The 15,200-nt window shown below is 54.1% G+C and carries 16 protein-coding genes; 11 read left to right on the top strand and 5 right to left on the bottom strand.

The window, feature by feature from the left end; all coding sequences use genetic code 11:
- Positions 1-18: 18 nt before the first annotated feature.
- The 5 genes from sctB to E8K88_RS14565 form a co-directional block, all read right to left on the bottom strand.
- Entirely contained in the window at positions 19-1,209 is a 1,191-nt protein-coding gene (sctB, locus tag E8K88_RS14585; RefSeq protein WP_136407411.1) for a type III secretion system translocon subunit SctB, read from the bottom strand.
- Positions 1,206-1,709: a SycD/LcrH family type III secretion system chaperone gene (locus tag E8K88_RS14580; protein WP_136407410.1), complete on the bottom strand. Its 504-nt coding sequence runs from the start codon at positions 1,707-1,709 to the stop codon at positions 1,206-1,208. The genes sctB and E8K88_RS14580 overlap by 4 nt, the downstream gene beginning before the upstream one ends.
- A gap of 20 nt (positions 1,710-1,729) precedes the next feature.
- A complete protein-coding gene (locus E8K88_RS14575) occupies positions 1,730-2,416 on the bottom strand; it encodes a hypothetical protein (protein ID WP_240754549.1) in 687 nt (228 codons plus the stop codon).
- A gap of 125 nt (positions 2,417-2,541) precedes the next feature.
- Positions 2,542-3,243: a hypothetical protein gene (locus E8K88_RS14570; protein WP_136407408.1), complete on the bottom strand. Its 702-nt coding sequence runs from the start codon at positions 3,241-3,243 to the stop codon at positions 2,542-2,544.
- Between the two features lie 34 nt (positions 3,244-3,277).
- Positions 3,278-3,532, bottom strand: coding sequence for a hypothetical protein (locus tag E8K88_RS14565; protein ID WP_136407407.1), 255 nt, complete (start codon positions 3,530-3,532; stop codon positions 3,278-3,280).
- A gap of 284 nt (positions 3,533-3,816) precedes the next feature.
- On the opposite strand from E8K88_RS14565, the gene sctW reads away from it, so the two are divergent.
- The 11 genes from sctW to E8K88_RS14510 all read left to right on the top strand — a co-directional run bounded on the left by sctW (position 3,817) and on the right by E8K88_RS14510 (position 15,078).
- Positions 3,817-4,917 (top strand): type III secretion system gatekeeper subunit SctW, encoded by a 1,101-nt coding sequence (gene sctW, locus E8K88_RS14560; RefSeq protein WP_168797347.1) that lies wholly within the window; start codon positions 3,817-3,819, stop codon positions 4,915-4,917.
- A gap of 1 nt (position 4,918) precedes the next feature.
- Entirely contained in the window at positions 4,919-5,296 is a 378-nt protein-coding gene (locus tag E8K88_RS14555) for a hypothetical protein (RefSeq protein WP_136407405.1), read from the top strand.
- A gap of 693 nt (positions 5,297-5,989) precedes the next feature.
- A complete protein-coding gene (locus E8K88_RS14550; RefSeq protein WP_205880098.1) occupies positions 5,990-8,944 on the top strand; it encodes a hypothetical protein in 2,955 nt (984 codons plus the stop codon).
- Positions 8,945-8,968: 24 nt separating this feature from the next.
- A complete protein-coding gene (locus E8K88_RS14545) occupies positions 8,969-9,436 on the top strand; it encodes a type III secretion system chaperone (RefSeq protein WP_136407403.1) in 468 nt (155 codons plus the stop codon).
- A gap of 48 nt (positions 9,437-9,484) precedes the next feature.
- A complete protein-coding gene (gene sctX, locus E8K88_RS14540) occupies positions 9,485-9,898 on the top strand; it encodes a type III secretion apparatus assembly protein SctX (protein WP_136407402.1) in 414 nt (137 codons plus the stop codon).
- A gap of 9 nt (positions 9,899-9,907) precedes the next feature.
- A complete protein-coding gene (gene sctY / locus E8K88_RS14535; protein ID WP_136407401.1) occupies positions 9,908-10,357 on the top strand; it encodes a type III secretion apparatus assembly chaperone SctY in 450 nt (149 codons plus the stop codon).
- Entirely contained in the window at positions 10,354-12,486 is a 2,133-nt protein-coding gene (gene sctV / locus E8K88_RS14530; RefSeq protein ID WP_276606675.1) for a type III secretion system export apparatus subunit SctV, read from the top strand. Before sctY ends, sctV begins: the two co-directional genes overlap by 4 nt.
- Before the next feature lie 59 nt (positions 12,487-12,545).
- Positions 12,546-13,979 (top strand): type III secretion system inner membrane ring subunit SctD, encoded by a 1,434-nt coding sequence (gene sctD, locus E8K88_RS14525; RefSeq protein ID WP_168797346.1) that lies wholly within the window; start codon positions 12,546-12,548, stop codon positions 13,977-13,979.
- A 122-nt stretch (positions 13,980-14,101) separates the two neighbouring features.
- Positions 14,102-14,326, top strand: coding sequence for a hypothetical protein (locus tag E8K88_RS14520; protein ID WP_136407399.1), 225 nt, complete (start codon positions 14,102-14,104; stop codon positions 14,324-14,326).
- 34 nt (positions 14,327-14,360) lie between these two features.
- On the top strand, positions 14,361-14,615 hold the full coding sequence (sctF, locus tag E8K88_RS14515) for a type III secretion system needle filament subunit SctF (RefSeq protein WP_136407398.1): 255 nt from the start codon (positions 14,361-14,363) through the stop codon (positions 14,613-14,615).
- A gap of 1 nt (position 14,616) precedes the next feature.
- Positions 14,617-15,078: a type III secretion system chaperone gene (locus tag E8K88_RS14510; protein WP_136407397.1), complete on the top strand. Its 462-nt coding sequence runs from the start codon at positions 14,617-14,619 to the stop codon at positions 15,076-15,078.
- Positions 15,079-15,200 lie beyond the last annotated feature (122 nt).

Raw genomic sequence — 15,200 nt, 5'->3', positions numbered from 1 at the left:
GACACGCCCCCCTGACCTTTAGATATTGCGAGCAATGCTGCGATTGGTCTCCAAGCTGGACTGCTCCATGGCGCCCAACTTGTCGCGGATATCTCGGATGATGTCCTGCATCTGCTGCATTACATCATTGGCCTGCTGCGCCGCCGCATCGTGCGCGGAAGCCTGGGCCTCAAGCTCTGCCTTTCTGGCGTCATGCAGGGAGGCAGTGAATTCAGTAATACTGGAAACCAAACCACCAGTGGCCCCAATGGTCTGTGCCGCTCCCTGCCAGACCTTGCCTTCTGCGGCGATGTGTGCAGCCAATGCATCACCTGACAATTTGGGCTGCTCATTTTTCTGGGTCTCCGCAGGAAAATGGGTCTTGGGTGCATTGCCGCCTGCTTTCATGCCTGACTGACTCTGCAGACTAAATGCAGCCTTATTGGCGACCTGCTGCGCAGCAGCGCCTTGTCCGGATGCAGTAGCAGGCAGTTGCAAAGAACCAAAATTTTTCGAGAATTGATCATTCCATGCCGCTTTTTTAGTAGCCTGTTCAGGAGAGATCCTAAATGCTTCCTTCTGAGTCAATGCTCCTTCAACAGGTTTCTTCAGCTGCAAAGAAGCAAAGTCTTTTTTGAGCTGGTCATTGACCGCCGCTTTATTGGCGACCTGCTCAGGATTGACTTTTAACGCTTCTTCCTTGGTCAAAGTGCCTGCCTTAGGAATTGCCGGATCTGCGGTACGACTCAACGCACGCGCTTCCTTGGCAGCCCCTACCATGCTGACCGCGCCACTTACAATTGAGAGCGACCCAGAAATCACTCCACCAATCAGCCTATCCTTTGCAGCACTGCGAATTTCATCCGCCGCCGCCATCAATGAGCTGGTCTGGGCTTCTGCCTCGGCCATGCGCGTTTCGCGGGCCGCGGTGCGCTGCTCCTGTGCCATCTTCTGGAACAAAGCCATCACGGCATAGATGTCCGCCTGCATCTGATCAGCAGTCAAGCTAGCTAGGGAATTCGAGAGCCCGACACTGCCACCACGCGTCAACTCAGGCGCGGGCATATCAACACCGGATTTTTTTTCCTTGTCTGTCCCACCAACATTGTCCTGCTCAATTTCATGCACCTGCACGCCATTTGTTTTGACATCAGACGCTGAATTCGTTTCTGAAAAATCTACATAAGAAGGACCACCTGATGATCCAATAACTGGGGGCTGAACGCTCATTGTTTCTCTCCTGGTCGGACAATCATTTCAAGCAAAGTCTCGGCACGAGCCTGCAAAGCCGGATTGGTTTGCATCGCCAACACGTCAAGTGCCAGCTTCAGTCCCTCTTCGGCATCGTCCCTGCGCCCCAAAGACAAGGCACATTCGGCAGCATGGATATAGGGCGCCGCATCATCAATCAACAGCAGTGCGGCCGTTCCGTAATGCTGCAAGGCGTCTTCATAACGGTGCAGCATCTGTGCAGCCCCCGCCAGAGCCATCAGGTAGCGCGGCTCCAAGTGGTCGTATGTCACCAGCAAGGCAAATACCTGAAAAGCCTCGGAATATCGAGCCTGCACATAGAAACCATGGCCAAACTGGTAGAGTGCTTCACACTCCTGTTGTGAGATGCCACGCAGACCGCCAATGGTGCCGCCACTGACCAGCGTTTGGCGCACCAGCGCGAGCTGCTGCAGCGCCTGGTCTTGCGAATTGGTGGTATCTTGTAGAACTTCTGTCATTGCATCAAGCTCCTGCGCAATCAGCGCATATTGCCAACGATGGAGGAGCGGCTGTCTTGCATCTTCTTGATGAAGTTGCTCATGACGTCAAATGCCTCGTTGCGCTTGTTGGTCAGGCTTTGCAGGCGCAGCATGTCCATCTGCTGGGTGTTGTTGAGTGCATCAATGCCGCTTTTCAAATCCGTGATTTCATTGTTCAACGTCGCCTTCTCGGTTTGCAGACTGTTGATCTTGGTCGTTTTCTCTGCTTCGCTCGCCTCTGCAATTTTGCTGTTGAGCTGCTCAATCCAGCCCTTGATGGTCTTACCCTCGGCATCCATCGTGCCGTTGCCATCAATGTCCTTGGGGTCCTTGCCCTGATTGGTCAGACCTTCGCTCTTCACACGCGCCAGCATATCGTGCGAACTTGTCGCAGCATCCTTGTCCCAACCCCACGAAAGACCGGTCCAGCCATTGGGATCACGGTTGAGCACCTGCTGCAATTGATCGCGCATTTGGGTCAACTCGGCAATACGCTCGTTCGAGGCAGGCACGGCGCCCGTCTCCAGCGCATCAATCTGGCTATCCAGATCGGTGATCTGGCTTTGCTTGCCACTGATGGACTCATGCATCGAGGCAATCTGCTCATTGCGTGCCGACACCAGATCCAGCTGCCCGCGCAGTTGACCTTCCAGCAATTGACTGCGCTGACTCTGAATGGCCATCATGGCTGTTTCAATGTCAAGATTCTGCAGATCGATTCCAGAAATACCACCAGCGCCCGCGAGACCACTCAAATTCACACCCATAGATCCCCCGATGACTTAACAAATCAAGAACCCGACAAACATGCTCAACGCATATTGCCAATGATGGAGGAGCGGCTGTCCTGCATCTTCTTGATGAAATTGCTCATGATGTCGAATGCCTCGTTGCGCTTGTTGGTCAGGCTTTGCAGACGCAGCATGTCCATCTGGTTGGTATTGTTGGCTGCATCAATCATGCCCTTGACCTTGTTAACTGCCGCATCAATCTGCCCTTTGGTCATATCGCGGTAGCCGCTTGCGTTGGCCATTGCACTGTCATTCAGCTGTTGCGCTCTTGCTGCACTAATTGGTGGGAAAACAACAAGAAAATTGCTCTTGGGGTCCGGATCTCCTGCCTTATATGTTTTATAGCCCTGTTTGTCAGCAGGAAAATCAAAAGCAGACCGATCCAGGCCAGCATCCGCCAATGCTTGCTCCACCAGTTGGGCATGGCTCTCGAGGCTGAAGTTTTTACCATCGAGCCCTTTCTTGCCGACCAACTTATCGGTCGCACCTGCATCGCCCTTGAAGTTGGCAGCCACACTATTCAAGGCAGACAGTACATTGTTGAGTTTGGCAATCTGCTCATTGCGGTTCTGCACCTCCTTGATCTGGTTGGTCAATTGCGACTCCAGCAATTGCGCACGTTGGGACTGCACCGCCATCAAGGCAGTTTCAATATCCATGCCAGTCAAATCAATCGCCCCCACCCCGGCAAGCGAATTCAAATTGGTTGGTGTAATACCCATATCAATACTCCTTAGCCTTCATGACTTACCGCATTCAGATCATCTGGCGACGGCGGCGCAATGCAGCACCACCGGCAGATGCCGAAGTCTCTTGCCCTGCGCGGGCCTTTACATCAAGCTCAACTTCCTCCAGATCCGCCTGCACAGCAGCCTGCGCCTCTGCGCGCGTCTGCTCTGTCTGCTGCGCTTCCAGATAAGCAAGCGCTTTTTCCTTATTGAGGCCATTCGCCTCGAAAAACCGCTCCCCCTCTTCCAAAGCACGCAGGGCGTTATCAATGGCTTCCTTCATTTGCGCAGCACGCTGCTCAGCTGAAAGCTGGGACATAGTGAACTCCTATTGAGACTGCTAATAAACACCGCACTAAACGGCTGACACGAGGTAAGTAACAGCCATACGCTGTCAGTTCCATGATTGTTTTGATTTCATGTAGTGGCCTGACACACTCGCTAAAACCACTGTCGTCATGGAACCGCCAAGCCCAATTGGTTACTCACACCAATACGCCAAAGCAAACCGCTTTGACGTCGTGTCTTTTTGCCCTGCACAAAGGAGCCTTTCAGAGGACAACATCCATGTCACGCATTGATCTGCACACCTTCATTGACTCCGGCCTAGGTCAACAAGCACCGGCCGACAGCAACCCCCAAGCACGTGGTCAACTTGGCCAATCAGGGGTTGTGCTTGAGTGGGAAAGTGACATGCTTGCAAATGCAGCTGAAGAAATCAGCATGCACATGGCAGGCAAAGCAGAAAACCGCCACCGCCACGAACGCAAAAAAGACGTGCTTGGACAACAAACTGTCATGCAGGCCCAAGCCATCAACAACTACCTGCTCAAGGCTGGTCAGGCTGCAGAAGCAGAAAAAATAAAGGCCTTATGCGCACAGCTACTGCAAGGCAGCAGCAGTCCAGGCAAGCTGGTGCGCGAGCATTTAGGCAACAGCACATCGCAGTATCTGGCATTGCAGTACGCCCTAGGTCAAGGGGAACAAGAAGGTGCATCGCAGGAAGTACTGGAGCGCCTCAGAGAGGCCATCGACGATTTGGAAATGGCCCACGGGCCGGCCATCCGCGCCGACCTCAACACCATTGAAGCAGCCGCTGACGGTGATTCACCACCAGCGGAAGTACAACGGTTTCAGCAAACCTATCAGGATGTGGTTCTTGGCGAGGCCAGCATCCACAAAACACTGGACCTGCTGCTTGAGCGCCATGGCGAACAAGGTTTGCGCCAGGGCCTTGAGCGGCTGCAGAAAGCTCTGGGATTGGACGTGACAGCAACGCGACCCAGCACCGACTGCGCTCGCTTACAAAGTCTGATGCAGGACTTATACCAACTATCAGTAGTTGAAACCATTTTGGAGTCTTGCGACACGCTGCTGCATTCGCTGAGCCAAAAACATGGCGTGCAATTAGAAAGCCCCATCGCCTTGCTACGCGAGATGGTCAGCATCAGCAATGAACAATGGGTGTCACACAGCCGTCTTGGCAATTTGGCACACAAGTTCGCAGGCGATGCAGCAGCACCGCAAATCACCTTGTTACAGGCCGTCAAAGGCATGTTGCGCGATATGCCTACGCCGATTTTTAAAGACAGTGACCAGCGCACACGCACCTTCAATGCCGTGCAAGAAGCACTGGACATCGCAATTGACCGCGAAGAGGACTACTGAAATGTCGCTTGAACAAGCCTTGACCGAGTTGGGTCAGAACATCCAGCTTGAAATCTCACCGGCGCAAGCCGCGCAAGGGCTGCAGCTACGCCTTGACTCCCAGGCACGCCTAGGCATTGCCGCGCACGAAACCCATGTTCGCGTGCATATCAGCCATCCTGTGCAGGCCTATGAAACCAGCCCGCTTCTGCTGCGCGCTTTAAAGCAGGACACCATGGCTTCAGGCGATGCCCTGATCCAACATGGTTGGTTCGAACAAGACGCGCAAGATTGGTTTGTACAGGCCATACAAATCCCATTGGAGCAGATCAATGCCACACGCTTGCTCCAAGCCATTGACTTGCTCATGAGCCGCTTCGAACTACTGCGAGCTAGTTAGAACGTGTTTACGATCTTTTTGCAGTCGCGCAAGGCACAAAAAAGAGGCAGTGCAAGGCGCCTGTTGCAGTTCATACGTCTGTATGAACAAAACGGGCAACGCCGCAATGCGCTTTTTTGAGCCTTGCCCTTCGGGTTGGAGCCCAAAAGGCGCACTGCTTTGTTAAAAATCCTCGCCGGGCAGATAGCCCGACTGCGGTTTTTGCCGCGCATCGTATCCTTTTGGGCTCCAACGCGGTCTGCGAAAAGATCGTAAACACGTTCTAAGGCCAATACCCAGCACAGCGAACAAGTCACCATGGAACCCATCTTGCCAAACGGTTACTTACCCTAGCAGATGCATCGCAAGTGTGCATTCAGGCCAGCCATTCATGTCGACGACCATAGTGCGCGTTCAGACTCCCGGCTGATGTGACAAGAGTATCCACGCAACACAACAAAACCAGCAGCTATGGCCCTCAATCTCAACACCAATGGCGCTCACACTCCTGCTCATCAGGCAGGCAGTGCCCCGATTCACCAAAACCAGGCTCCTGCCCAGATTAATGGACGAGCCTTAGCGCAGAACAACGGGCCTGCAGCTCCTAGACAACAAACTGGTGGGTTTCGTCAAACCATTCGCTCACTCTTTGGCCGCAGCCAAACAGAACAAGCCGCGCCGCAGCGCAGCAATACGCCTGCCGCCACACAGGCATTGCTGACTCAAAGCAACCTGAACGCTGCGCTAAAAGGACTGTTAGCCGGTAACACAGGCGCCTCACAGAAGCTGAGCCTGGCCTTGCAGACACTGGGACAAACTCTTGCTGATCCCACTTCTGCACTCAGTCTTGGTGACTTCGTAAGCTCCGCACTGGCCTCCTTACCCAAGAATCAACTGCCAGATCTTGTGCAGCAATTGCACTTGCTCAATGACAATGGCGAGCTACCTGGCAATCTGGCTGAAACTCTGATCAACGAAGCGACAGAAATGGCGCACGCCACACTTAAAACAAGTGCGCACGAGCAGCAACAAGCCATGCAAAAGCTGACAGATGTGTTAGCAGCCGCGGGAACAACGCCACTCCCGCAAAAAACGCGTGACAGCATTGCAGGTGCACTGCGGGACATTTGGAATCCCATTGCCAAGACACAGGCCACATTGGCCAAGTTACACGTTCCGCTCGGCGGCACAGGCGCGCAATTCGAAAGCAGTGGCGTGGCAGCACTCTTAAAAGATGGCTTATCGTCAACGCAGCTAAAAACTGTCCTATCGTGCGCGGCTCTGGACGATTTAATGCGCTTGATCAACGAAACAGGCCCTAACGATCCCTTGCACCACAGTTTCAAAACAGAGCTGAAAGCGCGAGAAACAAAGGACCTGCAAAGCTTCCAAACCATTGTGGCGCAATTAAAGGCCGATGACCTGGACCTGCCTCACTCGTTAACCGACGCCCCTGTATTGAGCAATACCGTGGTCGAAATGACCGAGGTGTGGCTGCGTTTGCAAGCCTATGAAATGGCCGACCCCACTTTCACCTTGAATGCACAAGCGAAGCAAGACCACCAAGACATGGTCAAGTACCTCAGCACCCAAACCCAAGCAGATACGCTGGCGGCAGACGATCTGAGTGACGCGCAGTTGGGGCAGTTGAACTCGGCTTTGAAAAAATTCATCCCCAAAAACCAACAAAGTACCAGCCTAGCTGGTTTCAAAGCAGTTTTTGACAAGGAATTTCAAAGTCGCCTTGACGAAAAGGCTTCACATACCAAGGGTGCGTGGATGTCGTTGATGCACCAAACTGACGTTCCTGCCAGTCAACTGATGCCAGATCTGGTGAATTTAATGCGAACACGCAAGGCGGTCGCGGAGAGCGCCGGAGCCATGCTGATGGACGGCGGCAGGCATGCTTCACAGGCGTCACTGAATCAAGCTCTCGCAGATGTTGTCGCCTCGCTGCCTCCAAATCAGCGACTCTCCATGATGCAGCACTGGACTCAGGACAGTGCCATTAATGAACTGTCCGACAGCGCACAGCAACTAGCGCTTAGCGATGAGGAAATGGCACTTTTGGAACACACGATCAATGAGTTGCCAAATTTGATGCTGCAAGCACTGCATGGGCTCGCCCCCGATGGGCAAACACGTGTGCGGCTCACAGGTGACTCACTGGATGCTTACCAAGCGAATCTGGAAGGACCATTGAGCGCCAAGGAAAGCGCCGATAGCACCGAAGTAACGCTCGCAATCAGTCACCCACAGACAGCCACAATCGAATTACCTGTCTCCAGGAGCTTCATCGTAGATGCCATGCGGGGCTTTGCACATGTCCAGGTGGATGGCAACAATGTATTTGATGTGTCCAACTGGAAAACGCTGAGCAATGCGGTCAAGGAGCAGCGTGTGCAAGCAGGTTTGCAGGCACTTTTCGTTGCCTGCGGTCAACAGCCTGCCGCTTTGCTCAAAGTCACCCAGTTTCTTCACCAAGGCGTTGCAGCGGCAGCCCGTGTGGCCATGGCAAGCGGCATACCCTTCATCAAGACTTCCAATGGTCTTGGTGTGCAAGCGTGCCAGGAAAGCGCACATCAGGCTTCATTCGAGTTGACCACCAAGGGCAATGGTCGCTTTGATGTCTCCTACAAACACGAATATGAAGTTGAGGCCATCACAACGGACACCGGAGCCAGAGTAGAACTTGACCGCCACGGCAATTCACTGAAAACCTCGGTACTTTTCGAACTGGACATAGCCAGCAACCGCCTGAGCATGCAGGGCCAGCCCATTTTCGACTTTCAATTGCAACCTGCCTTCAATCGCCCGTATCCCATTCCGGTCGCAACTGACATAGTAAGCGCCAACAGCCCATTTTTGACACTGCTCTCCAGCGCGAACCTGGGCAGCAATCAACCACTGGCCGACGACCTGCACGCCTTTGCGCAGGCCCAAAAAGGCAAGCTCATAGGCGATGCAAACCACAAAAATGCCACAGCTGACGGCCTGGTTCGTGCCTGGGATTTTTTTGCTCAGAGCCAGGGCGAGCCCGACCTGACGGCGCTGCGCCATTGTCGCGACATGCTGTTAAACCCTCAAGCCATCACCTACATCGGCATCGAGGCAGCACAGGCCCAATTTTTTTCCCAGGCCATCACCAAAGCCGAAACAGATTTGGTCAATGCGTTTGCCCCCATCGTCTCAGACTGTATGTTGAATCTCAATGGCGCATTCGGACAAGGCCATTTCACAAAACATCAATGGTCGTTTGGCAGCTTCACCGGCACCTATACCGACTTCCTGACGAAGGCCAGCCCGGCTGACTTACAAGTGTTCAGACAATGGGCCATGTCCCCGGTCGGCTGCCCTGAATCACTGGCCTTCATGGATGCCATGGCAGAACTCAAACACAACCCGGATGAAACGCTGGCACAGGCCATATTCCAGAAGTTCACCATGGCACCAGCCAGCACACCAGGTCTCTTTGCAAGCGCTACACAAGCACCCCCGGGAACATACCATCTCAACGTCAAGGGTACAGATTACGCCAAGGCCCTGGCTGCCGTAAACGCGGCCGTCACCGCCCGGCAGCAGCTTTCGAATGCGCTGCGCAACACCGTCGAGCAGATCATGGACACCACACTGCTGCCGGCATTCATTGCCCATGCAGCAGAACTTTGAACGCAGCCAAGAGGACACATCACTATGTCAGCCGATCAATTGCTTCAGGAAGCCAGCCAAAAGCTTGGCTGCACACTGGCGTTCAACTACGCAGGCGTAGCCAGCCTGCGGGTCGATGCAGAACACCAGATCGATTTGGAAAAACAAGAAGGCAGCAACAACCTGCTCATTATTGGCGTTATTGGGGCCTTGCCTGCCAAGCAAAGCGCCATGTACCTGACCGAATTGCTGGCAGCCAACCTGTTTGGTGTGCAAACCCAAGGGTTTCAACCAGCACTTGATCCAGTTCGGCAGGAGCTGCTGCTCTGGCAAAGTTTCAGCGACACCGAGAATGTCGCTGAATTCGTACAGCGCCTAGAAATACTGGCCCAATTGCTGGAGCATTGGAAACAACGCCTCGCTGCTCAGCCGGGTGCACAAATGCCAGCCGCGAGCACTGCTTTGGCGCAAGCTGCAAGTGAGTTGCGTATAGAGAGCATGCTGCGGGTTTGATGGTACTGCGCCACATGCCCAACCAAGCCAGCTAAAAGGAGTCACTCCATGTCAGATATCAAACTGGGACCTGGCCTTGCCTTCGACCGAGGCATTGACCAAATCACCTTCGCCCGCAAAGGTGACACGCAAACGCTGCCCCGACGCGAAGAGGGCATGCCTGCTGACCTGGCAATGCGGCCCGAGGTAGAAGCGCTGCTGGGCCAGCCTAGCCTGGACTCTGACCTGGAGGCGGCACTGAGCCCACACCTGCAACACCGCGAACTTCTGTCACCACAGCACTTTCGTCAGGGCTTGGAGTCCGTCCAGCAGCATCTGCGCCAGGCCGCCTCGCAGCTTGAAAAGGAACCGGCACAGACAGACGCACTGCGCGCGGTCAACCGCGCAAGCCGATTGCTCAATGAAGAGTGCAGCCTGCGCGATCTGGTGCAGATGTATCGCAGCGTGCTCTACCAAGGTTAAACCAACTGCATGGTGACCACTACCACACCGCTCAACGCAGACTCCGGCGTCAACCCCCAGAGCCTGCCTACCAATACACTGCCAGAACAACCGGAACTGGCGCTGAAGCTGGAGCTGATGGACCTGCTGGGTTACATCTACCTACAGCACGGCCTGCCCGATAAAGCTGCTGTATTGCTGACAGCACGCGACGTGCTAGCTCCTGACAACCCCAAAACCCTGCTTACCCTGGCGGTTGCGCAACTGCGTTCAGAGAAAGCACAACGGGCACTGACAACCTTAGAGCGCATGATTTTATTGGGTGCCATAGACGCTTCTTTTCACCTGGTGCACGGCCAGGTATTACAACAACTTGGACGAGAGACAGAAGCGGCCAGCGCCATGCGGGCCCACATCGCAACTCGCCAGGTGGGCAGCCGCCAATCCAACCCCTCGCACAGCAGCCATAAAAAACCATGAATAGCCAGGCTCAGACCTCTTTTGCTCCTGGCATGCTGGGGCGATTGCAGTACATCGTTCAAAAGGCCACCAGCCGCAACGACTTGGTGTTAGCGGCATTCTTGGTCGCAGTCATCTTCATGATGATTCTGCCTTTGCCCACCTGGCTGGTTGACGTGCTCATTGGCACCAACATGGTTCTTTCAGCCATTTTGTTGATGGTTGCCATGTACCTGCCATCGCCCCTGTCCTTTTCCTCGTTCCCATCGGTTCTGCTGATCACCACTCTCTTTAGGCTGGGCATCTCCATTGCCACCACGCGCCTGATTTTGTTGCAAGCCGATGCAGGTGAGATCATCCTCACTTTTGGCAACTTCGTTGTGGGCGGCAATCTTGTGGTGGGGCTTGTGGTGTTTCTGATCCTCACTATTGTTCAGTTTGTCGTGATCACCAAAGGTGCTGAGCGGGTTGCAGAGGTGGCGGCCCGCTTCTCGCTGGATGCGATGCCTGGCAAACAAATGTCGATTGACGGCGACATGCGTGCAGGCACCATCGACATGGAAGAGGCCAAGCGCCGTCGCGGCATTGTTGAAAAGGAAAGCCAGTTGTACGGCTCCATGGACGGCGCCATGAAGTTTGTCAAAGGCGATGCCATCGCTGGATTGATCATCGTGGCGGTCAACTTGCTGGGCGGCATCGTCATCGGCACCATGCAGCGCGGCATGACGGCCGCCGATGCCATGCACACCTACTCGATTCTGACTATCGGCGATGGCCTCATTGCACAAATTCCTGCACTCTTCATCGCAATTTGCGCGGGCATGATTGTCACACGGGTACAGACCAACGATGGCAGCCCCTCCAACGTAGGCAAGGACATTGGCGCGCAAATCATGGCACAACCTCGCGCGCTGATGATTGCTGCTGCCGTTGCCCTGGGCATGGGACTCATCCCAGGCATGCCCTGGATGGTGTTTGTTGGGCTTGCCGTGCTGATTGGTGGCGTTGGCTATGTGCTGCTTCGCAGCACACGCCAAGTGGTAGATGAGAAAACAGGCGCTGTCACCGAGGTTCCAGCAATGCAAGCTGCAGGCGAAAAACCGCGCAAACCTGCACAAGATGGCAGCGAGGAATTTGCCCCCACCGTGCCATTACTAATGGACGTCGCTGCCGACTTGCAACACAGCCTCAAAGCAGATGCCCTCAATGACGAGTTGTTAAAAATTCGCCGGGCACTGTACTTCGATCTAGGTGTGCCTTTTCCGGGCATTCAGCTGCGCTTTAACGAAAGCCTGGCAGCTGAGAGCTACAACATCCTTTTGTCTGAAATCCCAGTTTCACAAGGCCGCCTAAGGCCCAATTTCATTTTGTCACGCGAAACCACACAAAATTTGGACGCACTGCAAATTGACTATGAAACCGACCGTGCCTTTCTGCCGCACCTGCCAACGGTTTGGGTCTCTGCGGACAAACGGGAACTGATGGAGCGCGCAGGCCTGTCCTTCATGGACGTGAACCAGATCCTTACCTACCATTTGGCGTTCGTGCTCAAAAAATACTCGTCAGATTTTATTGGCATTCAGGAGACGCGCTTCTTGCTGGGAGCCATGGAGGCGCGCTTTCCCGATCTAGTCAAAGAAGCAACGCGTGTTTTGCCGATACAAAAAATCGCTGAAATCCTGCAGCGATTGGTCTCTGAGGACATCTCGGTTCGCAATTTACGGGCCATCCTAGAGTCCTTGATTGAATGGGGGCAAAAAGAAAAAGACTCCGTTTTGCTCACCGAGTACGTGCGCTCTACCCTGCGTCGCCACATCAGCTACAAATACTCCAGCGGACAGAATGTACTGCCCGCTTACTTGCTGGCCCCCAATGTCGAAGAAATGGTTCGCGGCGCAATCAGACAAACCTCGGCAGGCAGTTACCTGTCGCTTGATCCAGCCAAATCGAAACAGCTGGTCGACAACATCAAACGGGCTGTAGGCAATATCAGTCAAGCCGCCCATCGACCAGTGCTGCTTACCTCAATGGACATCCGCCGCTACCTGCGCAAAATGATTGAACAAGATCTGTACGATCTGCCCGTACTCAGTTACCAAGAATTGACGCAGGAAATCAACATCCAACCACTGGCACGCATTGATCTGTAAACCCATTAGTAGCATGCCTTCGATGACAACGTCCCACCATGCAGGCAATTGAGCAAGTAATGGCCCAACACACACTGGAATTGCGCATTCACAGCGGCAAGCACCGGGGTGCGCGTATGCCAGCTACTGCTGGCATGACCTTAGGCACACAAGAGCAGGCAGATGCAATCGTCTCTGATTTTTCTGCGGCAGCACCTTTATTTGAACTGCAGTTGCTGCCTGAACAAGGTTGGCGACTCAGCGAAGCTAAATCCCGCGAAGTCAATGAAACCCACCGCGCTTTGTCAGATTGGCACCCGCTCGGTCATGCCCATGAATATGGCGGAATCTGGATCAGTATCGCCCACACCCAGCAAGAATGGCCAGATGATGTGTCCATGGGCAATCACCTGGACTGGCGTGAGGCCGTCACTGCGCCAAACTCAGCGCCACCCCATCTGCCATCGCAAGGATTAAGCCCTGGGGAACATAGCGCAACCGACACCACGCCCCCTGAAGCAGACTCCCCCATGGCGCCATTGCCGCCAGAGCCCGCACCGCTTACTGCCACAGCAGCCCAAGAACAGGCAGCCAGCACCAATCACAAGCGCGCAGGCAAAAAGCGCACCTATGTGCTGATTCTGGCCATTGTGGCCGTGGTTGTGTTTGGTCTGCTCTTTAACTATGCCAAAGTCAATCAAGCACAAGCGCTGCCAGCAGCATTGACGTCACAAGACTTGATGCTGCGTGCCACTGCACAGCTGCCCGCATTGCAGCTGGCAATTGCACAGGTAGACCCCGCTCTTCGACTTCAATTGTCTCCGCAGCCCGACGGGCGCGTTCAACTATCAGGATGGGTCGCCTCGATTGAGGCGCTCGACCGACTCTCAACCGCCATGGCTAGGCAACAACCTCCACCGCTGATGCGAGTACGCTCGATCTCCGAGATGCGCACAGACCTAAAGGCCATGCTGCCTGAAGCCTTCAAACACCTCGAATTCAACGCAGCAGACTCATGCTGCCTGCGCATCAGCGGCATTATGGCCAACACGGCAAGCCAGCAAGAAGCGTTTGAGCAAACCAAAGCATTGCTGCCTCCAGACCTAGAACTGCAAAACAGCATTCGACTGGCAGAAACCATGCCACAGGACGTTGCTGCTGCGCTCAAAGCCGAAGGATTTGCCGACAGTGAAACCGAATGGGATGGGCAACAAATATTGGCCACCGTGTCGCTGAGCAATTCACAGCGCTCCAAGCTCGAAGATGCCTTGCTTGCGATCAGTAAACGCTGGCCTGGAATGCCCTTTACAGTCGTCACCAAAGCCCCTGCCAACCACCACAGCAAAGCGCCGTTTGAAATACGCAGCGTTGTTGGCGGCATGAGCCCTTACCTTGTATTGCCTGGAGGCGCAAAATTGCTCCCAGGAGCCAGCCATGCAGGCTGGCGACTACAAGCGATTGAAGACCACGCGATCGTGTTCGATCAACCTCGCCGCATCACTGTCGCACGCTGACAATCCGGTATGAAATTCATAGCATGACTACATCGACACCATTTCATAGCAGCCTGTCCATACCAGGTCACGCACAGCCAATCGACAGCGCAACCACCGAGCTCAGCGCGCTGGAGGCAGCGTTGCAGCGTACCGATGCTGCCAGTCAGCAAATGGTTGCACAATCGGCGCAGCGCTTGCTTGAACTGATTGAATTGATACGCCATCAACAATCTCATGGCGTTGCTCGAGAACAATTTGTATTGCTACAAGCTATGCTGCAAACTTGCCTTGCAGCACAACAGGTACTGGCCCAACACAGTCTGCCGGGGCAGGCCAGCCACCTCTCTCAAGGGCATCAGCTCTGAAACCCGGCAGTAACCCGAACTTCAGGAGTTAACAATGGCAGCTATCAGCCCATCCTCGACAGGACTATCCTTTGACACCATCACTGCTTCATTCACCACAGCTTTTGACAGCAGTACAGCCAATGTACAGAGCGCTATGGCCAACCTGCAAAACAATCCCAGTGATTCGTCCGCCTTGCTGAATATGCAAATGGCCATGCAAAAATGGAGCATGATGATTGAGCTGCAAGGCACACTCAGTAAAACGCTTGGCGATACCATGAAGGGCATTATCCAGAAAGCCTCTTGATATGCTTGAAACCCTCACTGCCAGCCAAACAAGCGATCGGTTTGACCAATTACTCGGGGCCTTGGGCCATGCGATGGGCATTGAGGGCCTCTCATTCGATGCGCAAGGCTGTTGCCGGCTTATATTTGACAACCAACGATTGCTCGAGTTGCGCTCTTCACATGCCCAGCAACGCTTGGTCATGAGTTGCCACCTCGCTACCAACCCCAGCGCTAGTCAATATGAACTGCTCCTGCGTGCCTGTGCCTGGGGTGCGGGCACTGCGGGAGGATGGTTTGCGTTGAACGAAAAAGGGCAACTCTGCCTACAACAACAAAACGAACTGATTGATGCAGAAGCAGTGGCCAAACTGCTTGATCAAATTGATGCATTAATCTCCAGCGCTGAAACATGGGAGGCACGCTTGAGCATTCCCCCGTCTGAATCTGCAAGCAGCCATTCCGCATTTATGTTGCGGGTGTAGCGTGACGCGGCTAGGATGCTAAGGCCTATCTCAGCCCCGTGCTGCTGATACCTATCTCAAAGCGGCACACAAATCGCAATGAGTGGTGAGGACTGAATCGACCAGGGTTTTATAGATAGTTC

It is taken from the genome of Lampropedia aestuarii, from assembly GCF_004803635.1.
In the GTDB taxonomy this organism is placed as follows: Bacteria; Pseudomonadota; Gammaproteobacteria; order Burkholderiales; family Burkholderiaceae_C; genus Lampropedia; species Lampropedia aestuarii.
This window is presented reverse-complemented; position numbering and strand designations above follow the sequence as displayed.

What these genes read in the sequence shown, in the direction of transcription:
- sctB (WP_136407411.1), bottom strand. Translation starts at nt 1,209, where the DNA reads ATGAGCGTTCAGCCCCCAGTTATTGGATCATCAGGTGGTCCTTCTTAT.
- E8K88_RS14580 (WP_136407410.1), bottom strand. Translation starts at nt 1,709, where the DNA reads ATGACAGAAGTTCTACAAGATACCACCAATTCGCAAGACCAGGCGCTG.
- E8K88_RS14575 (WP_240754549.1), bottom strand. Translation starts at nt 2,416, where the DNA reads ATGATGGCCATTCAGAGTCAGCGCAGTCAATTGCTGGAAGGTCAACTG.
- E8K88_RS14570 (WP_136407408.1), bottom strand. Translation starts at nt 3,243, where the DNA reads ATGGGTATTACACCAACCAATTTGAATTCGCTTGCCGGGGTGGGGGCG.
- E8K88_RS14565 (WP_136407407.1), bottom strand. Translation starts at nt 3,532, where the DNA reads ATGAAGGAAGCCATTGATAACGCCCTGCGTGCTTTGGAAGAGGGGGAG.
- sctW (WP_168797347.1), top strand. Translation starts at nt 3,817, where the DNA reads ATGTCACGCATTGATCTGCACACCTTCATTGACTCCGGCCTAGGTCAA.
- E8K88_RS14555 (WP_136407405.1), top strand. Translation starts at nt 4,919, where the DNA reads ATGTCGCTTGAACAAGCCTTGACCGAGTTGGGTCAGAACATCCAGCTT.
- E8K88_RS14545 (WP_136407403.1), top strand. Translation starts at nt 8,969, where the DNA reads ATGTCAGCCGATCAATTGCTTCAGGAAGCCAGCCAAAAGCTTGGCTGC.
- sctX (WP_136407402.1), top strand. Translation starts at nt 9,485, where the DNA reads ATGTCAGATATCAAACTGGGACCTGGCCTTGCCTTCGACCGAGGCATT.
- sctY (WP_136407401.1), top strand. Translation starts at nt 9,908, where the DNA reads ATGGTGACCACTACCACACCGCTCAACGCAGACTCCGGCGTCAACCCC.
- sctV (WP_276606675.1), top strand. Translation starts at nt 10,354, where the DNA reads ATGAATAGCCAGGCTCAGACCTCTTTTGCTCCTGGCATGCTGGGGCGA.
- sctD (WP_168797346.1), top strand. Translation starts at nt 12,546, where the DNA reads ATGGCCCAACACACACTGGAATTGCGCATTCACAGCGGCAAGCACCGG.
- sctF (WP_136407398.1), top strand. Translation starts at nt 14,361, where the DNA reads ATGGCAGCTATCAGCCCATCCTCGACAGGACTATCCTTTGACACCATC.
- E8K88_RS14510 (WP_136407397.1), top strand. Translation starts at nt 14,617, where the DNA reads ATGCTTGAAACCCTCACTGCCAGCCAAACAAGCGATCGGTTTGACCAA.